The organism is Caballeronia sp. LjRoot31, assembly GCF_964253885.1.
Lineage (GTDB): Bacteria > Pseudomonadota > Gammaproteobacteria > Burkholderiales > Burkholderiaceae > Caballeronia.
Genome location: NZ_CAXURX020000001.1, coordinates 3,532,137 through 3,553,841, shown reverse-complemented (window position 1 = coordinate 3,553,841; position 21,705 = coordinate 3,532,137). Strand labels below are relative to the sequence as shown.

Below are 21,705 nucleotides of genomic sequence, written 5' to 3'. Positions count from 1 at the left end.
GTTCACGTTCACGTAAGCTCCGTCGCGTCGGCGGCTTCCGCTACGCTCGTCATGCCTTCGCGTACGCGTGCGAACGCGGCGTCGCGCAGGCTCGGCATGCCCTCGCTTTGTGCCTGCCGCGTGACGGCGTGCGTGGCGGTGCGCGCGACGATCAGTTCGCGCAACGTGTCGGAGATGGGCATCAGTTGATGCACGCCCACCCGGCCGCGATAACCAATGCCATGGCACGCGGCACAGCCACGGGGCTCGAACGGTTTGAAGCCCGGCTCGAACTCCAGGTCTGAAGGCCGCCGACAAGCGTCGCAAAGCCGCCGCACCAGCCGTTGCGCTGTAACAAGCCTCAGCGCCGACGCCAGGTTGTACGGCGCAATGCCAATATCGATCAATCGTGCGATGGCTGCGGGTGCGTCGTTGGTATGCAGCGTGGAGAGTACAAGATGGCCCGTTTGCGCAGCCTTCACGGCCACGTCGGCGGTTTCGGCGTCGCGGATTTCGCCGACCATGATCACGTCCGGGTCTTGTCGCATGAACGCGCGCAGCGCAACCGCGAAAGTGAGGCCCGCTTTGTCGCGGACACTGACCTGATTGATACCGGCAAGCTGGATTTCGGCGGGATCTTCGACGGAACAGACGTTGCGTGACTCCGCGTTGAGCATCTGCAAAAAGCAATACAGCGACAGGGTTTTGCCGCTGCCGGTGGGGCCGGTGACCAGCACGAGTCCGTGGGGCGCGTGGATCGCGGCTTGCACCGTCTTCTGCTGGTCGGGGGCAAGCCCCAGCGCCGCCAGCGACAGATCCGCCGGCAGTGACTCCAGGCGGCGCAACACGAGTTTTTCACCGAACAGGACCGGCAGCGAATTCACGCGATAGTCTTCCGGATTCCCGTTAGCCAACGGCAATCGCAAACGTCCGTCCTGCGGCACGCGCCGCTCGGCAATGTCCATGCGCGCCAGCACTTTGATCCGCGTGATGAAAGCGTCACGCAAATGCGGCGGCGGCTTGAGAAAGACATGCAACGCACCGTCAATACGCAAGCGGATGCGCCACTCGTGCTCGCCCGGTTCGACATGAATATCGGATGCGCCGCGTGCAGCTGCTTCGCGCAGGGTATCGGTGAGCAACGCAACGGCGGGGGCGTTGTCGGCGTCAGGGATTGCATCGGCCGGGCGAGCGGATAGCTGCGGCGGCGGCCGCGAAAATGTAACTGGGAAAGAGGACGGCATCGGCATGGCTCGGTGAACGGGATGCCTTGATCATGTCCTTCCACGGGCCTTGTTCCAACTCGGCCGAACGGCTAACGCTTGGCGCCGCTGAAAAAGCTGACCGAATGGCTAACGCGGTCCGACAGGTGATTCGCGGAGGCGAAAACGGCGCAAGCTGGTGCAACCAGAAGCCCAACGCGAAACCCGACCCGCCCATGAACCCAGCTTCGTTGCTACCCTTGTTTTCTCAGCACCACGCCTTGCGGCCGGAATATCTTCACGGTGCGTATTGCCTGGTCGTCGCTGCGCATTACTTCGAAGTGCACACCGGCAATACGCACGCTCACGTCGCCGTCCGGAATCTCTTCCAGGGCTTCGAGGATCAGGCCGTTGAGTGTCTTCGGGCCGTCGGTGGGAAGCGTCAGTTTCAGCCAGCGGTTCAGCTCGCGCAACGGCATGCTGCCGGCCACAATGCATTCACCTTCCTCGTTCCATCCGCCACGCGAACCAGCTCCGCGTGGAATGGTCGTGGTGAACTCGCCAATCAGTTCTTCAATGATGTCTTCCGGCGTCACCAGTCCCTGCAGTTCGCCATATTCATTCACCACAATCGCAATTCGATGCCGGCTCTCCTGAAAGAATTGCAATTGCTGAAACACTGGCGTGCCGGCCGGGACGAAGTACGGTTCGGCCAACAGTTCGCGCAAGGTCTCGCGTTCGAATTCCTGGTTATGCAGTGCCGAGAGCGTCTTTCTCACGTGCAGAACACCCAGCACGCGATCGATGTCGCCCTGATACACGACCAGCTTGTTGTGATAGCAGGTCTCGAGCTGATGCAGGATGGTGTCGAAGGGGGCATCGAAATCCAGTGCTTCAATCCGGCGGCGCGGAATCATCACGTCGTCGACCGTGATGTTCTCCAGGTCGAACAGGTTCAGCAGGATGCTGCGGTGTTTGGTCGGCATGAAATTGCCCGATTCCAGCACGATGGTGCGCAGTTCCTCCGTGGAAAGCCGCTGGTCCCGGCCACCTTTCGTGTTGATGTGCAGGACTTTCAGCACGCCGTTCGCGAACAGGTTGACGAACCAGACGATTGGTCTCGCCACGCGCATCAAAGGCGACAAAACCAGGCTGGCCGGGAGCGCGACCTTTTCCGGATAAGTCGCGCCCACAATCTTCGGCGCAATCTCCGCAAACACAATGATGAGGAACGCAACAACCCCGGTCGTCACCGACAAGACCACATTGTTATGGCCAAAGGTGCGCAGCGCGATGGACGTTGTCAGTACCGGAATGATCGTGTTGATCAGATTGTTGCCGATCAGGATCACGCTCAACAGTTGATCGGTCTTGGCAAGCAGGCCCTGCGTGACGCGAGCACGCAGCGAACCCTGGTTGGCGAGGTGTTTTAGCCGATGGCGATTGAGCGCCATCATCGACGTTTCGGAAATCGAGAAGAATGCGGAGAGAAACAGCAGCAGGAAAATGGCGCAGATTTGCGCCCATAAGGGAATGTGGTCCACGCGCGATCTGGAAAGGGAGGATGGGAAAGACTATAGCAGAGCAGAAAGCGATTGCTTCTCTTGCTCGACAAGCCTTCCGGACGATAGTTCGACCCGTCCCGTCCTCCCTTGGCGATTACTGGCTACAACTGAAACTCGCGGCGGAATTGACGTTACCGCCCGTGTATTTCGGCCAGGTCGGGTAACGGCACAGGGGCCGCGTGCGCCCGGCGGTCGCAGCGGTCGAGTCTGTGACGGTGAGCGTTTCCGGCGTGGTGCCGTTTTCCGCCCATTGTTCCAGCGCCCCAAGCGAATCGACTTGCGGCAGGAACGGTCCGGTGCCGTGGCCAACGCCTGGCATCAAATAGAAGCGCACGAAACTGTCGACGGAAGCCTGACCGAACTTCTGCACCAGCGCGTTGTAGTAGTCCACCGACGAATCCGTGCTGACGATTTCATCGGCGAGACCGTGGGTGATGATCGCTTTGCCACCCTTCGCGATGAACGCCGAGAGGTCGGGGTTGGTGGCATCGCTTTCAGCTGAAACTTGCTGGACTTGCGCCTGGTACGCGCCTGGATTCAGAGGGTCGAAGGTGAGCGAATTGAACGTCGGGATACGCGTGATGAAATACTTCACCCACTGGTCGCCCGTGACCCACTGGTTCGCGTCGTTCTTGCCGGCGGGATTGGCCGGTATGGGTGAAGTGCCGAAGTTGCGCGTGGTGTACTGACCCGCGAACACGGAACCCGCGAGGATGTTGTACCCGGCGTAACGCGTGACGCCGTTCGCGAGCGGATAGGGCAGGAGCAATGGCGAAGCAATGGTGTTCACGGTTGCGATCTGGGCATCGGAGAGGCAGGTGTCTCCCGTGTCCTTGCCTGCCGGGCAGCGCAGGGTGGCGAGCACGGCGGGCGCTTGCAGCTTGCAGGCCGCGACGTTCGAGATGATGCCATCGGCTACACCGTCAAGCGTGTCGCAAGCTTTCGTCACGGCGTTCTCGAGCAGCACGGTCTTGTTCACGTCGAGCCAGCCCGCGCCGCCATTCAGATAAAGCGCGCGGCCAAGCACAACGTTGGAAAGACGCAGACCCGTGTAGTTAAGGGCGGGCCGGTTGACGACAATGCCGTCATAGTCGGCGGGCCATCGCTGGATCACGGTGAGGCCGTCACGACCGCCGGTCGAGCTGCCGAAGAAATAGGTTTTCGTGGGCGCCGCGCCGTAACGCGCCTTGAGCAATAGCATGGCGACGTCGTGGGTTTTTTTCAGGGTGAGGCCGCCGTAGTTGGCGAGCGCTTCGTCGTTCGCGGCGAACGCACCGTCGGTGATGCTTTTGCTTTGGTGACCGGAGTCGTCGCCGAAGGTCACGTAGCCGCGGGCGAGCGGTGTCGACGAACCTGCGGGCGCCATGTCGAGTGCGGCAAGACCGGTGATGAGCGTGCCGTCGAAACCGCCGCCGCCATATTGCAGCGCCTTTTCGTTCCATGTCGTCGGCAAGTTGACTTCGAAATTGATGTTCGGCGCGGTTGTATCGACGGGGGCAATGGTGCCGTTCACCTGGCAATACTCGCCGGACGTACTCGACGCCGCGACCAGTGTCGCGCTCGCCACCGTTGCGCCATTGCTGGGCGCGCCTATCGACGTCGCCGCAATCTTGATCCCGCCGAGCGCAGAGCATGCCGCGGCGGACGAAATAGGTGGCGTAGGCGGCACGGGGGGCGGACTGTCGTTATTGGACGATGAACCGCCGCAACCGGCCAGCGCAGCGACGACAAGGGATACGCCGCAAGCGGCGAGGGTGTTTTTGATCATGCTGTCTCCGTATGTTTATTAACTGCTGCTTGCATCGGACAAACGAACCAACCGAGCCAACCAAACGAGCCAACCAAACGCTTGCCGATAAACCGATCAAGAAACGAACGGCGCACCGTCCGGACGACAGCCGTCCCGTCGCTGAGGCAACGTTCTTGAAATGTCGCGGTGTATTGCGCGGTGTCTAGTCCGTCGCGCCGGCTGTCGATGAATCGGCCGCGTTCGCGAGCCGTTGTGCGTCGAATAACGCCCGTACGCCTTCGTGCGAACCGAGCATCGCTGCGCCGTTGTGGCCTACGCCGGCGACTTCCCAGCAGCGATGTCCAAGCCCTGGATGACGGGCTTTGAGGTACGAAAAATAAGAACGTCCACGCGCGAGCCGATGGGGGCCTTGCGCTTGTGCCGCACACGAACGGTCGAGTGCGTCGTGGTGTGGGTCGCAATCCTGCTGGCCCAGCAGATAGATAACGTCGTTCGCTGCGTAACGTGTTTCGAACATATCGAATGACACGGACTCTGCGTAACGCGGCTGGTGCCGCACGCCGTACTTCCAGTTATCCACGCCGGGGCACGCGGTGGTATCGGCGGGGCGCAGAACGCCGTCAGCGTAGGGCCGCACGGAGTCGAAGTACACATACGACGATGGATTCGCGATCACATACCGGCACCGCACGCCTGGCACGTTGCAGCCCGTGCCCACGATCGCGTACCGGTGCGCGACCTGCGCGCCGCCCGAATGCCCGGCGATCACCACCTCGCGCAGAGCCGGATAACGCGCAAGATCGGCGAATTGCGCGATGAATGCATCGAGGACATCGAAGGAACTGAGCGGCGCCGGACCGAGCGCGTCGTCGCCGCCCATCCATGAGGTCCATTCCCAGTGCAGCGTGTCGGTGGACAAGCCGTGCGCGGCAATATCCGCGGTGGCCAGGAACTGCGGTACGAGCAGCAATGTATGGGCGGGATCGGTCGATGCCGCCGCCAGCGCACGTTGCGCCGAGAGCAAGTAAGCGTCGGCATCGCGCAACCGGCCGTGCAGCAGGATCACGATTCGCGAAACGTTCGCAGCATCTCGTTCTTCGATCGACCGATAAAACGGCACCGTACCCGCGCCGCGCGACGTAACCACGCGCAGCCGTTCGTTGCCGACTGCACCAACCGGACGCTCATTGCGAGCTTTAGGGGAAGAGGGGAGCACGGCAGTCATTTCAATCCAGCGGGAGGGCATCGGGATCGCGGCGCAGACGTTGCCCGGAACGTGTCAGCCCGACCAGTGCGAGCGACACGAAGCCCGCGAAGATCAGGTAATACGCCGGCACGATATTCGATCCGGTCACGGTGATCAGCGTGGAGACGGTCAGCGGCGCGAGGCCGCCGAACAGCGTCACCGCGATGTTGTACGAGAGCGCGACGCCGGTAGACCGCGTGGCAGTGGGGAACAACTGCGTGAGCATGCCGGGATGCGGTCCGGACATCAGGCTCAGCACCACGGTCGCGATCATTTGCGCGGCGAAAACACGGCCCGGCGTGGGGGACGCGAGTACCCATGCAAACAGCGGATACGCGATCACGACCCACACGATAGTCACCGGAAAGAACAGCCGGTACGCGCCGATCCGGTCCGCGAGTTTCCCCGCGAGCGGATAACCCACTATGGAAACCAGCCCCGACACCGCCGTGCCGAACAACGCATTCTTGAGCGGCAAGTGCAACTGACGCTCGACATAGAGCGGCATGAACGTGTGCCACAGATAATTCGTTGCGGTCCCAACGATGATCACGCCCATCGCGCACAACGACGCGTCACCGCGTTGCCGGAAAAAGCTGCGAATGGTCTGCCGCGGCGCATGGCCGAGCCGTTCTCGCAACTCCACGAACTCGGGCGACTCCGCGACTTTGTGCCGGATATAAAACCCCACCGGCCCGACCAGCGCGCCGACCAGGAACGGCACGCGCCAGCCCCATGATTCGAGCGATGCCCGGTCCAGATTCGATGTCAGGAAATAACCAAACGCCGACGAAAGCACCAGCGCCACCGCCTGCGATGTCATCTGGAAGCTGCCGAAGTACATTTTCTTGCCGCGCGGCGCGTATTCCGTGAGCATCGCGGCGGCCGTGGCGAACTCGCCGCCCACCGACAAACCCTGCATGACGCGCGCAAGCAGCACAAGCAAGGGCGCGGCGACTCCGATTGTCGAATAGCCGGGAGTCAGGCCCATCAACAAGGTGCTGGCGGCCATCATCAGGATGAGCATGGAAAGAGTCTTGCGGCGCCCGACGCGATCCGCATAGGCCCCAATCACGATCCCGCCGAGCGGCCGCACGATAAATCCAACCGCAAACGTGCCAAGCGTCAGCGTTGTGGAAAGCGCGGTATTACCGACTGGGAAAAACACATGCGCGATGATCTTCGCGAAGTAGCCGTAGATCAGGAAATCGAACCATTCCAACCCATTGCCAATGACCGAAGCCAGCACGGCGCGGCGAATCTGCGACTTGCTGAGCGATGCCAATGAAGCGGGCGGATGATCGGCCGCGTTGGATGGGAAGGTGGTTTCCATATGTCTCCGGATCTGTGCATTTATGTGTATTTGAATCGAAGAGTACGAAACGCAGTGGCAAATGTAAAATACATATCGGATGGCATTGCCATATCTGTCACGTATGTGAGGCCTCTCGATGGAACTGCGTCATCTGCGGTACTTCCTTACCGTCGCCGAGGAGCGCCAGTTCACGCGGGCGGCGGCGCGGCTGCATATTCAGCAGCCGCCTTTGTCGCAGCAGATTCAGGAGCTTGAACGCGAACTGGGTTTTGCGCTTTTTACGCGATTGCCGCGCGGGGTGGAACTGACGTCGGCGGGTGCGGCTTTTGTCGTCGATGCCCGCGCCGTGCTCGACACGCTCGATCAAGGCGTGGTCAATGCGCGGCGGGTGGCGAACGGCCAGCTCGGTTCCGTGCGGATCGCGCTGACGAGTTCGGCGGCGTTCCACCCGCTGGCCACCGCCGCGATCCGCCGTTTTCGCGCGACGCATCCGGACATTGCCATCGACCTGAACGAGATCAATGCGGCTGACATCATCGAACGGATGGTGAATGGACGCGTCGATGCCGGCATCCTGCGCAAGCCGATCGAGACGCCCGCGGAGTTGCGCTTTGACCTGCTGCACGAGGAGCGCATGGTGCTCGTGCTGCCGGTCGGGCATGCGCTGCTGCCAGCGAAAGGGAAAGGCGTGCGCCCGGGCAAACAGCCGCGTGTGCCGCTGAAGGCGCTTGCCGGCGAGTCGTTTATTTTCGTGCGGCGGCCGGGCGCACCGGGCATGTACGCGGACTTCATCCGCGCCTGCGAGGCGGCGGGTTTCAAGCCGGAAGTGGTGAGCGAAGTGCCGCGCATGCTGAGCGCCATCAACCTGGTGGCGGCGGGCGGCGGTATCACGCTCGTGCCGGCATCCATGCAGCGATACCAGCAGGAAACCGTGGTGTATTGCGCTGTTGCCGGCGACGAAGCGTTCTCCGCGCCGCTCCACCTTGTCACGCGCCGCGACGCCGCGAATCCGGCCGCGTTGCGATTCGCGCAGGCGGTGCTGGCGTTTGTGTCGCCGGGAGCGAAGGGCGCCGAACCCGCCGAACCCTTTCAACGCCTTGACTGACAAACCTGCTACAAACGCAACTTCGCGTTTTCCCGCAGAATCGATGGAATAAAGCGACGCCACGGTGCGTTTGGATCGTGTCGTCTGCAAACATTCGCGCTTGGCTTGAATAGACCAATCCGCCGCGACAGTTTGCAGAAAGAACCATCCAGCCGATCCTCATTTTCCGCACGGAGTTTCAATGTCCACGCAAGCTGCCAACGTGGTGTCAGACCCGCCCCAGACCGAGATGCCGCTGCGCTACACGCGCACCGCGATGGTCCTGCACTGGCTCATCGCGTTGTTGATTATCTGCAACGTCGTGCTGGGGCTGACGGCGGAATCGTTCCCCGATTCGTGGGTGCGTCCGGTCGTCGATACCCACAAGTCCATCGGCATCACCGTTCTCGGGCTGGTGCTGCTGCGGATCTTGTGGCGCGTTTCGCATCGGCCGCCGCCGTTGCCGAAGGCGTTTCCGAAGTGGGAACACATGGCCGCGCACATCGCACACTTTTTGCTGTACCTGCTGATGATCGGTTTGCCGTTATCCGGCTGGCTGCACGACTCGGCATGGAAAGACGCCGCGACGCATCCGATGCATCTCTTCGGCCTGATTCCGTGGCCGCGCGTGGGTTTCGTGATGCATCTCGATCCGGTCCTGAAGGAATCGTTGCACGATCGTTTCGGCGCATTGCATACGTGGCTGGGTTACGCGCTGTACGCCCTTTTGGCGATGCACGTGGGCGGCGCGCTCAAGCATCAGTGGATCGACAAGAAGTCGGTGATCTCGCGGATGGTGCCGTGATGGATGTGAAACTTCACGCCGTACCCATGCGAACAAAAAAGACCCCGCCCCAACCGGATCTGGTGGTGAAACCCTCTCTGGAAGAGGCGCTCGCGCAGGCTTCGCCGCGCTTGGCGCCTCGCCCGGTCACGCTTGCGAGCGTGCTGATTCACGGCGGCGTGGTCGTGCTGTGGCTTGTGCTGTTCGCCCGCGCGTTTTTCCTGCACGGCGTGGTGGCATGGTCGACGGGCATTGCCTACGTGGTCTACGACACCTTGCTGCTGATGTTCGTCGCGGCGAAATCGTGGACGCTTGTCAGGCCGCGCAAGCCGCTTGATCGCAAGCAGCGCGAACGCGGTCTGCCGAAGCTCGGCGTGATCGTGGCGTCGCATAACGAGGCGGCCGTGCTGCCCAACACGCTCGCGAAATTGCTCGGGCAAACGCATGGCGCGACGCAAATCGTGATTGCCGACGATGGTTCCTCTGATGCCACCGCCGAGCTTCTCACGCAACGTTTTGGCCTTGTCTCGCCGGCGGAGGGAGAATTGAGCGCGGCATCGACGCTGCATCCGACGCTCTTCTGGCTACCCGTGGCACACGGCGGCAAGGCGCGTGCGCTGAATGCGGCGATCGAAAAGATCAGTACGCCGATCGTCATGACCGTCGATGCCGATACCCGTCTCGCCGACGACGCCGTCCTGGCCATGCGCAGCGCGTTTGCGTCGCGGCCGAATCTGGTTGCTGCGGCGGGCATCCTGGTTCCGGTGTGCAGCAAAACGATCAGCGGGCGCTTTTTCCAGTGGTTCCAGACTTACGAATACATCCGCAATTTCATCGCGCGTTTTGCGTGGATGCGCGCCGATAGCCTGTTGCTGATCTCGGGCGCGTTCGCTTCATTTCGCCGCGATGCGCTGCTGGCCGTCGGTGGTTTCGATCCGCAATGCCTGGTGGAGGATTACGAACTGATTCACCGGTTGCGCCGTCATTCCGTCGATCACGGCCTGGACTGGGACGTGCGGGTGGTGGGCAACGCGCACGCCATCACGGACGCGCCGAGTTCGTTCAGCGGTTTCATGCGCCAACGCCGGCGCTGGTTCGCGGGCTTTTTGCAGACGCAATACTGGAATCGCGATATGACCGGCAACCGGCGTTACGGCACGCTCGGTTTGCTGATGTTGCCCGTGAAGGCCTTCGATACCGTGCAGCCTATCTACGGCTTGACGGCGTTTGCGCTGCTGCTGGGGTTTATCGTGGATCGGCGCGGCGCTATTGTCTTGCCTATTTTCAGCGTGATCGGCGGGAAGATTCTTATCGATTTCGCCTTTCATTTGTGGACCGTGCATTTGTACCGGCGCTGGACGGGCGACACCGCCGGGTCGAGCCTGTGGATGGCGGTCGTGACGGCGATTGTCGAGCCGTTCACGTTCCAGTTGCTGCGCCATACGGGCGCGGCGCTTGGCTGGGTCGACTTCCTTGGCGGTTCACGTGCGTGGCGCGTGCAGACGAGAGCGGGGCTTGCGGCTGCGGATGAGGCCTGAAGGCATAAGCCGCGATGACGTTGATGTACTAGCTAATCACGCATCGCGGTAATCAACGCCCGTACCGCACCACCATGCTCGATGCCGCCAGCACATGCCCCTTCATCGCCGCGATCAATCCGTTGCGGTCGAGCGCGGAGGGCAGGGCATTGGCGGCGATATCCAGCGCGTAGGCTTGCACGACATAGTGATGCGGCGTATCGCCGTGCGGCGGGCAGGGTCCGTAATAGCCGTCCTTCCCCGTCCGGTTGATTCCGCCAATGCTCCCCGCCGGCGGCGGCCCGCCTTCTGCGAGCGCGGTCGTCGCAGCAGGAATTCCGTAGAGAATCCAATGCACGATTCCGAGGCCGCGCGCGCCGTCGGGATCGTAGATAGTGACCGCAAAGCTTTTGGTCCCGGACGGTGCATTGCTCCACGCCAGAGGCAACGAAACGTTCTTGCCGCCGCAATCCTGCGCGCTGGCGGCGTGGCGGGAGTCGAGGGTGGCGTTATCGGCGAGGCCGGGCGATGTCAGCGTGAAGCGCTCATCGGCGACGGCGGCGACGCTCAGGAAACATCCCGCGCCTATCGCGGCAACGCGCAAAAGCCGCTTCGCGCGGCACATGCTTGAATCTTTCTTCATTGTTCTTCTGGCCTTGAGTCTCAATAACTTCGCTCCGGGTACCACGTGCGCTTGATGTATTTCCGCCGCTTCAAGCGCCGCGATCCTGCCACCTTCTCACTGCCATTTCTTCGGATCGCCGCCCAATGCGGCGCAGGTATCGAAGCTGATGGCACGGAGCTTCGTCTCGCCGATCTGTCCCGAGAGCGCATAACCCGCGTGATCTGTCGTCCAGTAGAAAGTTCGTCGCGAGCCGTCGCGCAACATCCGTATGGCGTATTCGTCCTTGTGTTTGCCCGAACCGCTGGTCATGTACAGCGTGAGCCGTTCGCCGCTGGCGTTCTGATACATGAACTGAGCCGCCGGCCCGTCCTCGCCGGGCAACAAGCGGCCACCGACCAGTTCGAACCCATATTCATGCAGCGAGGGAATGGTCAGGGTCCGGTTGAGCCGCTTGGACAACCACGTAACAAGATGATCTTCCTGCGACGCCGCGACTTCCACCGCGTGCCGCTGCTCAGGTGCATACACGGCGTAAGCGATATCCGCGCGTTGCGCGAACGTCGGCGCCGGATGATCCTGATCGAGGACCGGCAACAGCATATGCATCAGGAAGCCGCATGCAATCCCCACCGCCAGCCAGCTCGCCGCCATCAGATAACGCCTGCGCGGGCGCACGATCACGACTTGGGGTTCTTTATCAGCCGTGGCGGCAAACAGCGCCCGCAGCGCATTGTCCTGCGCGCGATACGCGGCGACCGTCGCCGCGCTCGCCGGATCGCGGGCGATGCGCGCCGCGGTTTCAGGGCGCTCGGCCTCAGGCGCCTCATCGTCGATGAACGCCGACAGCGCGCGCAGCTCATCGGCTGCCGCGCTGGATTCCGCCTGTTCCGGACGTTCGGGGTTCGTCATGTGCCACTCACGATTTTCAACGACGCCGATTTGCGGCCCGGTTCCTCACCGAGCAGCACACGCATATGCTCCCGTGCCCGCGATAGTCGCGACATTACTGTCCCAGCCGGCACGTTCAGCACCACGGATGCCTCCTGATAACTCATGTCCTCGACGCAGACGAGCAGCATGACTTCGCGTTGCTCGACCGGCAGGCAATACAGCGCACGTTGCACGTCGCGCAGCACGAGCCCATCGACTTCGCCCACGGGCGCGGCCATCTGCCGCCAGGGCGCGGTTTCATCGTCGACGGCAATATCGCGCCGGCCGCGCAACTGATCAATATAGAGATTGCGCATGATCGTGAACAGCCACGCGCGCAGATTGCTACCGACGCGAAATCCTTTCGACCGGCCCAGCGCGCGTTCGGTCACGTCCTGCACGAGGTCATCGGCCCACGCACGGTCTCCCGTCAGCGCGCGCGCATAACGCCGCAACTGCGGGAGAACTCCAACGAGATCGGTATCGAAGCTCAACGGCCTATGCTCATGACTGGTTCACTTTCAGCGCTCCGGACCCTGTTCCCGTGACGACGATATTGCCGCCACGGGAACAGCGGCCATCGATCGCTTCATGCTGGTCTCCATCGCTGTGATGGTGTCTTGCTGCTTCACGCTTGGTGCATCCCGCTTATTGCTTCACGGTGTGCCACATGTCCTTGAAATTGTCGCCGTTGGCATCGCCGGGCTTCTTGTCTTTCGCGAACGTGTACACGCGCTTGCCTTTGTATGCCCACTGGTTAGCGCCATCGGCTGCCGGCATCATGGTCCAGTCACCTTGGGGCTTGTCCGCGGCATCGGCCATTACCGCCGGCCACGCCTGGGCGCAACCGCCGCTGCACGCGCTCGGACCCGACGCCGGATCTTTGTCGAACGTGTAGAGCGTCATGCCTTTCGCGTCGGTGTACATACCGGCTCCGGCCATCGGCGGGGCGGCATGGGCGCTCAGGCTGAAGGCCGCGGCAAGGGCCAGGGCGGCAGCGAGCATCGGGATTCGCATTCTCACGTTGTTTGTCTCGTTACATTTGTACAGATACGGGATAAACGGGTGGCGCTCGCGGAATATTCCGATACCTGACAAATATTTCGACCAAGTTCCGTAATTTTGATCCTGTCGATTGGCTGGTGCGCCTCGAGATATACGAGGGGACGTCCTATCTGGCGACTTGGCTACAATCGACGGCATCGGACGATGCGGTTCTCCGCCAGCCGCCTGACCGGGCGTGCCGATTCGCATTTTTCCGGCCATGAACGGACCCATCAGCCAGAACCCGGCTTGAAACGAACGAGGTGAAATGGTGCAGGACAGCAAGAATCAAGCGACGCCGGAGAACCTTGGCGCAACCATCAATACGACAAGAAAACGCCCGTTGGACGGCATTCGCGTGCTGGATTTATCGAGGGTGCTGGCGGGGCCGTGGTGCACGCAGAACCTCGCGGATCTTGGCGCGCAAGTGATCAAGATCGAGCGTCCGGGCACGGGCGACGACACCCGCACGTGGGGGCCGCCGTTCCTGCGCGACGCCGAGGGCCGTAATACGTCGGAGAGCGCCTATTTCCTGTGCGCGAACCGCAACAAGCAGTCGGTTGCCATTGACATGAGTTCACCCGAAGGCGCTGCGCTGATTCGCGAGTTCGCGAAGTCGTGTGACGTGGTCGTCGAAAACTTCAAGGTTGGAGGACTCAGGAAATATGGTCTGGACTACGAGAGTCTTTCGGCGCTCAATCCGCGGCTCGTGTACTGCTCGGTGACGGGTTTTGGACAGAGCGGCCCGCTATCGCAGCGCGCGGGTTACGACTTCCTGATCCAGGGGATGGGCGGGCTGATGAGCATTACCGGCGAGCCCGACAGCGTAGCGGGTGGCGGCCCGGAAAAAGTCGGCGTGGCGGTAACGGATCTGATGGCCGGCATGTACGCCACCACCGGCGTGCTCGCCGCGCTCATGGAGCGCGAAAAAAGCGGACTCGGGCAGCATCTCGACATCGCGTTGCTCGATTGCCAGCTCGCCATGCTCGCTAACCAGTCCATGAACTATCTCACCACGGGCATCGCGCCACAGCGCATGGGCAATGCGCATCCGAACATCGTGCCGTATCAGACGTTCGCCGCGAGCGATGGCCATGTGATCGTTGCATGCGGCAACGACAGCCAGTTTCGTTCGCTGTGCACCGCGATGAACGTGCCGGAACTTGCGCTCGATGCGCGCTTCGCCACCAATAGCGGGCGTAGCGTGAACCGGGCGGAATTGCTGCCGCAACTGGCGGCGGTGTTCATGACGCGTCCCCGCGACGCATGGGTCGACGCGCTAGAAGCGTGCGGCGTGCCGTGCGGGCCGATCAACGATATTGCGCAGGCTTTCGATTCCGAACAGGCGCAATTTCGCGGCGCGGCGCGGGAGATTCCGCATCCCGTCGCGGGCGTGGCGCCAACTGTGGCGAGTCCGCTGCGTTTATCGGCTACGCCGGTTGCGTACGATCAGGCGCCCCCGATGCTTGGACAACACACGAGCGCCGTGCTGCGCGACGTGCTTGGAATGGGCGACGCACAGATCGAGGCGTTGATGCTAACAGGGGTGATCGGCGGGTAAGTTGATTATGACGCGAGGTGAATGAGTCGGGCGAGCAGACACTTTATGACAACGTTCTGCTTGACTCGACTAAAGCTCGCCAAGGTATGGTTGGTCATGTGAAATCCACGCGAACACGCAGGATGCAAACCATGACCTCATATGATCGACGATCTTCCACGGGACGAGGCGGAACGCCTGTTGAGCCTCACCAAATTCGGCGATCCATCAACGGGATGGAACAAGCACAAGGAAGCGGTGAGTTTGGCCAAATGCGTGTTCGGCATGACGGATGCCGACGGCAGGCGCATTCAGGGTATGACTGCACGGCTCTCTGTCAGGTACGGCCGACGACCGCCCTTCAGGCGGTTTGTCTTCGGCATATACCACTCTCAGAACAAAAGTGATCGACGTGCTTATCAGCTAGAGATTATTCAGAGCGGCCGGCCAATAACCGATCTGCATCGCAATCCTCATGAGCACGTCGGGCGTGATCGGATTGCGGGCGCCGCCGAATGGTCTGGCTTAAGTTACGCAAGTGCGCTACGGCTCTTTTGCAAAAAGACTAACTTGACGCTGACGTGCGTCTTACCTGACCCATCGGTTCCGGAATAGAAATGAACATTCAGTCATCCTGCCAGGACATGTGCGCGAAGCTTGGCTTCGGTTGCGTGCAACTTGAAGGGGAAGAGCCGCCCATGATGGCGCTCCAAACACCGTTTGGTTTTTACGGCGGCGACCCGTTCGTCTTCTATGCCGAATATTTGGACGGTGGTAACCAGATACGCTTCTTTGATTCCGGCGAGACACTATTCCACTGCTTTTGTCGCCAGATCAATTCGTTTCATCTGCGGGACTACCAAGTCGTGAAGGCAGCGATCAAGCAGCCTGACATCAACGTAACGCATGAGGGCGAAATCGAAGGCACATTTGAAGTTGCCCACATGGCGTCTGGTTTCGCGAGCTATGTCGACGCGTTGCTGAGTCTGGCCAGATGGGAGTTCGATAACGCGGGCACTGACTTCGCGGTCCGCGAGCCCAGCCTGATTGGCGACACGAGGCTTTATCTCAACGCAATGAAGCCAGATATCCCGGCGATCAAGAGCACGCTCAAGGCCGCGGGCGTGTCGGGTCGTCAGTACGGCTTCGACCTGTCGCAGGGTGACACGCAGATCGACGTGATTTCATGTCATCGCAACGCTTCGTCGTCGGAGCTTTACAAGCTTGTGGACCTGCGTGGCAGTGCGCTGACTGCCAACACGCCGATCATCGTGGTGGTGGACGACCGTTTGCTACCCGAACAGGCGGATCGTGAGGTGGCTGTGATCGGCCAGTACGCCGAGGCGTGGCCTATGAGAAAGCTGATTGAGGCAGCGGCGGGCGGTGGGTTAACGCGGCATTGAGGTCCTATCCGGCAGTCGAAACCGGGGAAAACCATGCCGGTGTTCAAAGCTGCCAGTCGAGCAACGGCACCACTTTCTCTATCAGCTTCTCTGATCTTGGTCTGTGCAGCCACTCTTCGTACGTGACGAGGTGCGACTTTTCAATATCGGCGTCGAAGATCGCGCTTTGCTGACGGGCAAATTCGCGATCGTAGATATTGAGGTTCGCTTCGTCGTTGAGCTTGAACGAGCGGCTGTCGAAATTCGTCGATCCCACTGAAACCAGGTAATCGTCCACCACGAGTAATTTGCAATGGAACATGGTCGGCTGATATTCATGGATTTCGATACCCGCAGCCAGCAGATCTCCCCAGCAGGCGCGGGAGGCTTCACGCACTGTATGCGTGTCAATACGTTTTCCCGGCGTCACAATGCGCACTCTCACGCCGCGTCGTGCGGCTTCCACCAGGGCGTTGATCGCGAGGCCATCGGGGACGAAATACGCGCTCGCCAGATGAATGCTGTGCGTGGCCGCCGTAATCGCCATGAGATACATCAGTTCCATGTCGTCGGCGCCGTGGGTGGGAGAGCTGCTGAACATGTGCGCGACACCATGACAGGCCTCGGCTTCGGGCAAGGGGGGTATCTCAGGAAAGTACTTGGGACCATGCAGCACATTGCCGGTCGCCTTGATCCAGTTGTCCATGAACACGGCCTGCATGTGACCGACCACCGGACCTTCCACTCGGAAATGCGTGTCGCGCCAATGCTTTTCGTCTTGCGCGTTCCCCGTCCATTCCTCCGCGATCCCAACGCCTCCAGTGAAACCCATGCGGCCGTCGATGATCAGCAGCTTCCGGTGCGTCCGGTTATTCATTCGCCCGAGTCCGGTCCAGTGTGGCTTGTGATATTGCACGACGTCGGCACCGGCTTGCCGCAGTTCGTCGAGATAACGTTGATCCATTTTCTTGCAGCCCACCCAGTCGAGCAGGACATGCACCGCAACGCCCGAACGCGCTTTCTCCGACAACGCCGCCGCAAATCGCGCGCCAATGTCGCCGGACCAGTAGATGAACGTTTCGAAGGTAATAGTCTCTTTGGCGGATTGAACGCCATCAAGCATGGAAGGGAAGATTTCGTCGCCGTTCAGCAGCACGGCATACCGATTGCCCGAGGTCACCGGCGGTCCCAGCAAGAGGCTCATTGAACGAATGAATTGCGGGTTGTCGCTGGAATACAGCCTGTCGATGTTGTGCTCGACCTTCTTTTCGCCGCTCACGAAGTTCGCAAGGATCAGGACAACGACGAGCGTGACGATTACCGTAAGCGGTATGGCGAGCAAGAGCATGTCGGATTCCGGACGAGACGAGCTGCAATCGGGAGGGAGGTGTGCGCGGTGCCGGAGCCCGGAAGCTCAGCTACGCGCGGCGGATGTTCCGACACGCTTGGTAGCAAGGGTCGGACCTCCTATCTATTGCACTGCGTCGATCGATCTAAAATCTGGCTGCTCCACGGTCATCGCACGGCCGAGTTCTGCAACTGTCGAGTCGAGCGTTTCACGGCGGGCGGCGGCTTGTCGCATTTCGGAAGAGACATAAGTGCGCCGCTTCCCCAGCTCCTGCAAAACGCTTACTCGTCCACAATCGTGCTCAGATTCACCCGCACGCGCCGCAGCAGCGAGATCAGTTGCGCGCGCTCGTCGGCATCAAGCCCTGCCAACGCTTCAGCGGCCATTGAATCGCCCACCCGGCGCGCCCTGCCGAGTGCGCTTTCGGCTTTTGCCGTCATCCTCACCGTCCGCTCGCGACGGTCATCGGGATTCGAAAAACGCTCGATCCAGCCGCCTTCCTCCATCCGGTCCAGCAGGCGGCCGGCCGATATCGGCGCGACTTCCAGCAGATCGGCCAGCCGCGCCTGGTTTACATCGCCGAAATGGGACAGATAGGCGAGCGCGCGGCATTGCGCCCGCGTGAGATCGAGGGACGACTTCGCGAGTTCGTCGAAGCGCTTGCTGCACAAGCGCCCAACGTCCGAGATCAGAAAGCCAAAGCGCTTGTCGAGGTGCGTTTCCATGCCCGGATTATACGAAAGAAGCTCGCGCCCACCTACATTCCGGCAAACACGGGTTTCTCCTGATTTTTGACTTCTTGTCCCAATCATTAGCTTGTTTATAATAAGCATGCTTACTATTAGAGCAAGCAATCTGATAACCGAATCGGCGCCTGAATGTCCTCTGAATCGATGCCGGCAAGCGCGGCGGCCACGCCGCTCAACCGGCCCATGCTCACAGTCTCGATCATGCTCGCCACGCTGATCCAGACACTCGACAGCACGATCGCCAACGTCGCGCTGCCGCATATGCAGGGCACGCTGTCGGCGTCGCAGGACGAGATCACGTGGGTGCTGACGTCGTACATTGTTGCGGCGGCTATCGCCACGCCGCTGACGGGCTGGTTATCCGACCGGCTGAGCACGAAGCGTCTGCTGATCATTTCTATTGGCGGCTTCACGATAGCGTCGGCGCTATGCGGGTTATCGGACAGTCTTGCGCAGATTGTCGCGTCACGATTGCTGCAGGGTATTTTCGGCGCCTCGCTCGTGCCGCTCTCGCAGTCCATCCTGCTCGACATCAATCCGCGCGAAAAGCAGGGCCAGGCAATGGCCGTCTGGGGCATGGGCGTGATGGTCGGGCCGATTCTCGGGCCAACGTTGGGCGGCTGGCTCACCGATAGTTACAACTGGCGCTGGGTATTTTTCATCAACGTGCCGATCGGCGCGTTTGCGCTCTTTGGCGTGGTGACGTTCCTGCCGGCGCGAGCGGCGAAGCTCGGGGTGAAATTCGATGCGTTCGGGTTTGCCACGCTGGGTCTGGCGATCGGCGCACTCCAGGCCATGCTCGATCGCGGCGAGCAGCTCGACTGGTTCGGCTCGATCGAAATCCGTATCGAAGCCATTCTTGCCGTGCTGAGTTTTATCTTTTTTCTCGCGCACACCGCGACCGCCGGCAAGCGGTCATTCTTCAAGTACGAACTGTTGAAGGACCGCAATTTCGCGACCGGCGTGTTTTTCATCTTCATGATTGGCGCGGTGATGTACGCGACCCGTGCGTTGTTGCCGCCGATGCTGCAGAACCTGATGAACTATCCCGTCGCCACGACCGGTCTGGTCACGGCGCCTAGCGGCGCGGGAACGATGGTCGCCATGCTGATCGCCGGGCGGCTGTTACGACGCATCGACGCGCGTCTGTTGTTGCTCGCTGGTTTTCTCGTTTCCGCGTTCGCGCTCTGGCAGATGATGCAGTACACGCTCGTGCTGTCGGTGTCGGACATCGTGTGGCCCGGCGTGATCCAGGGTTTTGGCCTGGGTTTCGTATTTGTGCCGCTCAGTGCGCTGACATTTTCCACGCTGACGCCCGAACTACGCGCCGACGGCACCGCGACCTACAGCCTGATGCGTAACATTGGCAGCAGTATCGGCATCTCGATCGTACAGACCATGATGACGCGCGGCACGCAAGTGGCGCACGCCGATCTCGCGGCGAATGTGAACGTATTCAATCCGTCGATGCAGCCCATGCTCGAAAGTGGATCACAGATGAGTCTTGCGCTGATGGATCAGTCGATCAATCAGCAGGCGCAGATGATTGCGTACCTGAACGACTTCAAGCTGATGTTCGTGGCGACCTTGCTGGTCGTGCCGCTGCTTTTGCTGATCCGGCCAATGCGCAGTGTTGACAGCGAAACACTCGCTCACGCGGCCGCGGATTGACGCAATTACTTGACGGATGAGTCGCGCGAAAGCTCGCGCTGCGTCAGGTATATGCGCAGATCGAATTCGATCTGGTGATACCCGGGCTGCATGAATTCACATAGCCGATAAAACGCTTTGTTGTGGTCGCTTTCCTTCAAATGCGCGAGTTCATGCACAACGATCATGCGCAGGAATTCAGGCGGTGCTTCCTTGAATAGCGACGCCACCCGAATCTCTTTCTTCGCCTTGAGCTTGCCGCCCTGCACGCGTGATATGGCAGTGTGCAGGCCGAGCGCATGACGCAGCACGTCGAGCTTGGCGTCGTACATTACCTTGTCGATGGCGGGCGCCACGCGCAGGAACTCCTGCTTCAGATCCGTGGTGTATTGATACAGCGCGCGGTCCGATTGCACGGCATGGCGGTGCGGATACCGGTCGGCGAGATAGACGCCCAACTGGTCATCGGCGATAAGTTTGCGGACCTTGTCCTGAAGCGTTTGCGGATAGGCGCCGAGGTATTTCAGAGGAAGCATGATGGGACGTGACCGCCAAGTGGTGCCTTCGGCATTATAGGGGCCATGACTCAGGGGCCATGATTCAGGCGTCACGTCCCACGGATCACACCGGCAACGCGTGGATTTGAGCGGCTATGTCTTCGTAAAATCGATACAACTGCTCAATTGTCGTCTCGTGCAGCGGGATCACTATGCTTAGATGGTCCATTCCTTCAATGGTCGGATTGACGTACCACACGCCCTTTTTCCTGGCGGTCGTTTTGTCCTCGCTCGCCATTTCGTGTGGATGGCCGACTGGAAACTGCGCCGAAGGCACGCTAACCAGGCCATCGTTCGGACGCCACGCAGCAAAACCGCCGGCGAGATCTTTTTTGTTCAGTCCGACCGCTGCGGCGCTGGGCTTCAAAATGACGTTCATGTTTGCCTGCGGGATGCGTATCCCTTGCGGACCGGCGAAGGTGCCATCGACCGCATAGGAACTGTAGTAGACGTTCTCCGACGTTTGCGCCCACGCATTCTGGAAATGCGCCGCTATGGTGGAGAGATCGTAGGTGCAACCGTCCTGGGTTTTCCAGACCCGGCTTTCCAGCGCTCGACGAATGTAGTCGTCAAATCCTTGTCCCTCTTCACGCTCCAGTCCCCATTGCTGCAGGTTGAAATCGTAGATTGGCTCGGTCGTTCCAAGTCCTGCGAGCGCCGCAGCGCCGATCATGAGATCGCGGATAAAGATCGGGAATTGGCTGACATCGTCCGCTGTCGCGCGCCATTGTGGACACCGGAAACCGATGTCACGCTATGTACCCATTTTCTCCCGCCCGCAAAGAGCGGAGAGCTGGGCGCTTCTCTCGGCCCAGGTTCAAAACCCGCTTCGTCCGCGTCGCCGTGTTCGAGCAACTGGATCAATGTTCGCGATGTCGGGCCGCCCATGCTGTGCCCGATCAAATGCACCTTGTGCGCTTCGCTCCATTGCGGATAAACGCCGGGATAACTCCGGCCGTAGCGAGCGTGGCCGTATCTGGCTGAATGAACTGCGCCGTAGTCCACCACACCGCCTACGAGATAGGTATACAACTCGCAAGCGCGGTCCCAGTTGCTGGAGATCGGACCCATGGATGCGGTGAATGTCTCGTAACCTTGCGCTTTCAGATGCTCCTGAATGTCACCTTTTGCGCCGCCCCAATAGCGGAATTTCTGTCCGAATAACTCGTCGCGGCCCCAGCCGCACATGCCGTGAACAAGAACGATCGGATATTCGTTATGCGAATCGTGAGTGGTGACAGAGCGCGATGTCGTTCTTTTGCCGGCCGCGACGGGCGCCGTTTTGGAGACTGTCATGATGATGTTCCTACCTTGAGGACAAAGAAGCGCAACGTGAAGTTGGCATCTGGAAAGACGTAAATCACGCCTTTGGCTGGCCTTGCGGTAGAAAATCTAGTGAAAGTTGCCAGTGCGGAACATCAGAAGCATCTGAAAATTC

21 protein-coding genes are annotated in these 21,705 nt (G+C 60.7%); 7 read left to right on the top strand and 14 right to left on the bottom strand.

The genetic code is table 11. The features are described 5' to 3' along the window. Positions 1–8: 8 nt before the first annotated feature. The 5 genes from ACSQ8V_RS15715 to ACSQ8V_RS15695 all read right to left on the bottom strand — a co-directional run bounded on the left by ACSQ8V_RS15715 (position 9) and on the right by ACSQ8V_RS15695 (position 7,075). Positions 9–1,229, bottom strand: a complete 1,221-nt coding sequence (locus ACSQ8V_RS15715; RefSeq protein ID WP_436182770.1) for a GspE/PulE family protein — start codon at positions 1,227–1,229, stop codon at positions 9–11. Positions 1,230–1,435: 206 nt separating this feature from the next. Then, entirely contained in the window at positions 1,436–2,725 is a 1,290-nt protein-coding gene (locus tag ACSQ8V_RS15710; protein ID WP_436182769.1) for an HlyC/CorC family transporter, read from the bottom strand. 115 nt (positions 2,726–2,840) lie between these two features. After that, on the bottom strand, positions 2,841–4,514 hold the full coding sequence (locus ACSQ8V_RS15705) for a tannase/feruloyl esterase family alpha/beta hydrolase (protein ID WP_436206282.1): 1,674 nt from the start codon (positions 4,512–4,514) through the stop codon (positions 2,841–2,843). 184 nt (positions 4,515–4,698) lie between these two features. Beyond that, the gene (locus tag ACSQ8V_RS15700) at positions 4,699–5,721 is read right to left on the bottom strand and encodes a hypothetical protein (RefSeq protein WP_436206281.1); all 1,023 of its coding nucleotides are present in this window, start codon (positions 5,719–5,721) and stop codon (positions 4,699–4,701) included. Position 5,722: 1 nt separating this feature from the next. Then, complete coding sequence (locus ACSQ8V_RS15695) at positions 5,723–7,075, bottom strand: MFS transporter (protein ID WP_436206280.1); 1,353 nt, start codon at positions 7,073–7,075, stop codon at positions 5,723–5,725. 118 nt (positions 7,076–7,193) lie between these two features. Between ACSQ8V_RS15695 and ACSQ8V_RS15690 the strand changes: the two genes are divergently transcribed. The 3 genes from ACSQ8V_RS15690 (at position 7,194) to ACSQ8V_RS15680 (ending at position 10,463) form a co-directional block, all read left to right on the top strand. Further along, the gene (locus ACSQ8V_RS15690) at positions 7,194–8,162 is read left to right on the top strand and encodes a LysR substrate-binding domain-containing protein (RefSeq protein ID WP_213767310.1); all 969 of its coding nucleotides are present in this window, start codon (positions 7,194–7,196) and stop codon (positions 8,160–8,162) included. Positions 8,163–8,343: 181 nt separating this feature from the next. Further along, positions 8,344–8,946 carry a cytochrome b gene (locus ACSQ8V_RS15685; protein ID WP_436206279.1) on the top strand — a complete coding sequence of 201 codons (603 nt, stop codon included), beginning with the start codon at positions 8,344–8,346 and terminating at the stop codon, positions 8,944–8,946. A gap of 65 nt (positions 8,947–9,011) precedes the next feature. Continuing rightward, entirely contained in the window at positions 9,012–10,463 is a 1,452-nt protein-coding gene (locus tag ACSQ8V_RS15680; protein ID WP_436206670.1) for a glycosyltransferase family 2 protein, read from the top strand. Between the two features lie 52 nt (positions 10,464–10,515). On the opposite strand, the gene ACSQ8V_RS15675 is transcribed toward ACSQ8V_RS15680, so the two are convergent. From ACSQ8V_RS15675 to ACSQ8V_RS15660, 4 genes are all read right to left on the bottom strand, one after another. Continuing rightward, the gene (locus tag ACSQ8V_RS15675; RefSeq protein ID WP_436206278.1) at positions 10,516–11,085 is read right to left on the bottom strand and encodes a YbhB/YbcL family Raf kinase inhibitor-like protein; all 570 of its coding nucleotides are present in this window, start codon (positions 11,083–11,085) and stop codon (positions 10,516–10,518) included. A gap of 96 nt (positions 11,086–11,181) precedes the next feature. Beyond that, positions 11,182–11,976: an anti-sigma factor family protein gene (locus ACSQ8V_RS15670; RefSeq protein ID WP_436206277.1), complete on the bottom strand. Its 795-nt coding sequence runs from the start codon at positions 11,974–11,976 to the stop codon at positions 11,182–11,184. Continuing rightward, positions 11,973–12,491 (bottom strand): sigma-70 family RNA polymerase sigma factor, encoded by a 519-nt coding sequence (locus ACSQ8V_RS15665; protein WP_031360721.1) that lies wholly within the window; start codon positions 12,489–12,491, stop codon positions 11,973–11,975. Before ACSQ8V_RS15665 ends, ACSQ8V_RS15670 begins: the two co-directional genes overlap by 4 nt. A 154-nt stretch (positions 12,492–12,645) precedes the next feature. Further along, complete coding sequence (locus tag ACSQ8V_RS15660; RefSeq protein WP_255631637.1) at positions 12,646–13,014, bottom strand: COG4315 family predicted lipoprotein; 369 nt, start codon at positions 13,012–13,014, stop codon at positions 12,646–12,648. 295 nt (positions 13,015–13,309) lie between these two features. Here ACSQ8V_RS15660 and ACSQ8V_RS15655 point away from each other — a divergent pair, with 295 nt between their 5' ends. The 3 genes from ACSQ8V_RS15655 (at position 13,310) to ACSQ8V_RS15645 (ending at position 15,984) form a co-directional block, all read left to right on the top strand. Beyond that, a complete protein-coding gene (locus tag ACSQ8V_RS15655) occupies positions 13,310–14,602 on the top strand; it encodes a CaiB/BaiF CoA transferase family protein (protein ID WP_436206276.1) in 1,293 nt (430 codons plus the stop codon). Between the two features lie 141 nt (positions 14,603–14,743). Next, entirely contained in the window at positions 14,744–15,196 is a 453-nt protein-coding gene (locus ACSQ8V_RS15650; RefSeq protein ID WP_436206275.1) for a hypothetical protein, read from the top strand. A gap of 2 nt (positions 15,197–15,198) precedes the next feature. After that, positions 15,199–15,984 carry a hypothetical protein gene (locus ACSQ8V_RS15645; protein WP_436206274.1) on the top strand — a complete coding sequence of 262 codons (786 nt, stop codon included), beginning with the start codon at positions 15,199–15,201 and terminating at the stop codon, positions 15,982–15,984. A 43-nt stretch (positions 15,985–16,027) separates the two neighbouring features. Here ACSQ8V_RS15645 and cls read toward each other — a convergent pair whose 3' ends face one another. Both cls and ACSQ8V_RS15635 read right to left on the bottom strand, forming a co-directional pair. Next, positions 16,028–17,305: a cardiolipin synthase gene (gene cls, locus ACSQ8V_RS15640; RefSeq protein ID WP_436206669.1), complete on the bottom strand. Its 1,278-nt coding sequence runs from the start codon at positions 17,303–17,305 to the stop codon at positions 16,028–16,030. A gap of 287 nt (positions 17,306–17,592) precedes the next feature. Further along, positions 17,593–18,036 carry a MarR family winged helix-turn-helix transcriptional regulator gene (locus ACSQ8V_RS15635; protein ID WP_436182756.1) on the bottom strand — a complete coding sequence of 148 codons (444 nt, stop codon included), beginning with the start codon at positions 18,034–18,036 and terminating at the stop codon, positions 17,593–17,595. 153 nt (positions 18,037–18,189) lie between these two features. Here ACSQ8V_RS15635 and ACSQ8V_RS15630 point away from each other — a divergent pair, with 153 nt between their 5' ends. Further along, complete coding sequence (locus ACSQ8V_RS15630; RefSeq protein ID WP_436206273.1) at positions 18,190–19,731, top strand: DHA2 family efflux MFS transporter permease subunit; 1,542 nt, start codon at positions 18,190–18,192, stop codon at positions 19,729–19,731. A 5-nt stretch (positions 19,732–19,736) separates the two neighbouring features. On the opposite strand, the gene ACSQ8V_RS15625 is transcribed toward ACSQ8V_RS15630, so the two are convergent. The 3 genes from ACSQ8V_RS15625 to ACSQ8V_RS15615 all read right to left on the bottom strand — a co-directional run bounded on the left by ACSQ8V_RS15625 (position 19,737) and on the right by ACSQ8V_RS15615 (position 21,563). Beyond that, a complete protein-coding gene (locus ACSQ8V_RS15625) occupies positions 19,737–20,246 on the bottom strand; it encodes a M48 metallopeptidase family protein (RefSeq protein WP_436206272.1) in 510 nt (169 codons plus the stop codon). Between the two features lie 85 nt (positions 20,247–20,331). Beyond that, positions 20,332–20,940: a lipase-like domain-containing protein gene (locus tag ACSQ8V_RS15620; RefSeq protein ID WP_436206271.1), complete on the bottom strand. Its 609-nt coding sequence runs from the start codon at positions 20,938–20,940 to the stop codon at positions 20,332–20,334. Further along, positions 20,937–21,563: an esterase/lipase family protein gene (locus ACSQ8V_RS15615; protein ID WP_436206270.1), complete on the bottom strand. Its 627-nt coding sequence runs from the start codon at positions 21,561–21,563 to the stop codon at positions 20,937–20,939. The genes ACSQ8V_RS15620 and ACSQ8V_RS15615 overlap by 4 nt, the downstream gene beginning before the upstream one ends. Positions 21,564–21,705: the final 142 nt, after the last annotated feature.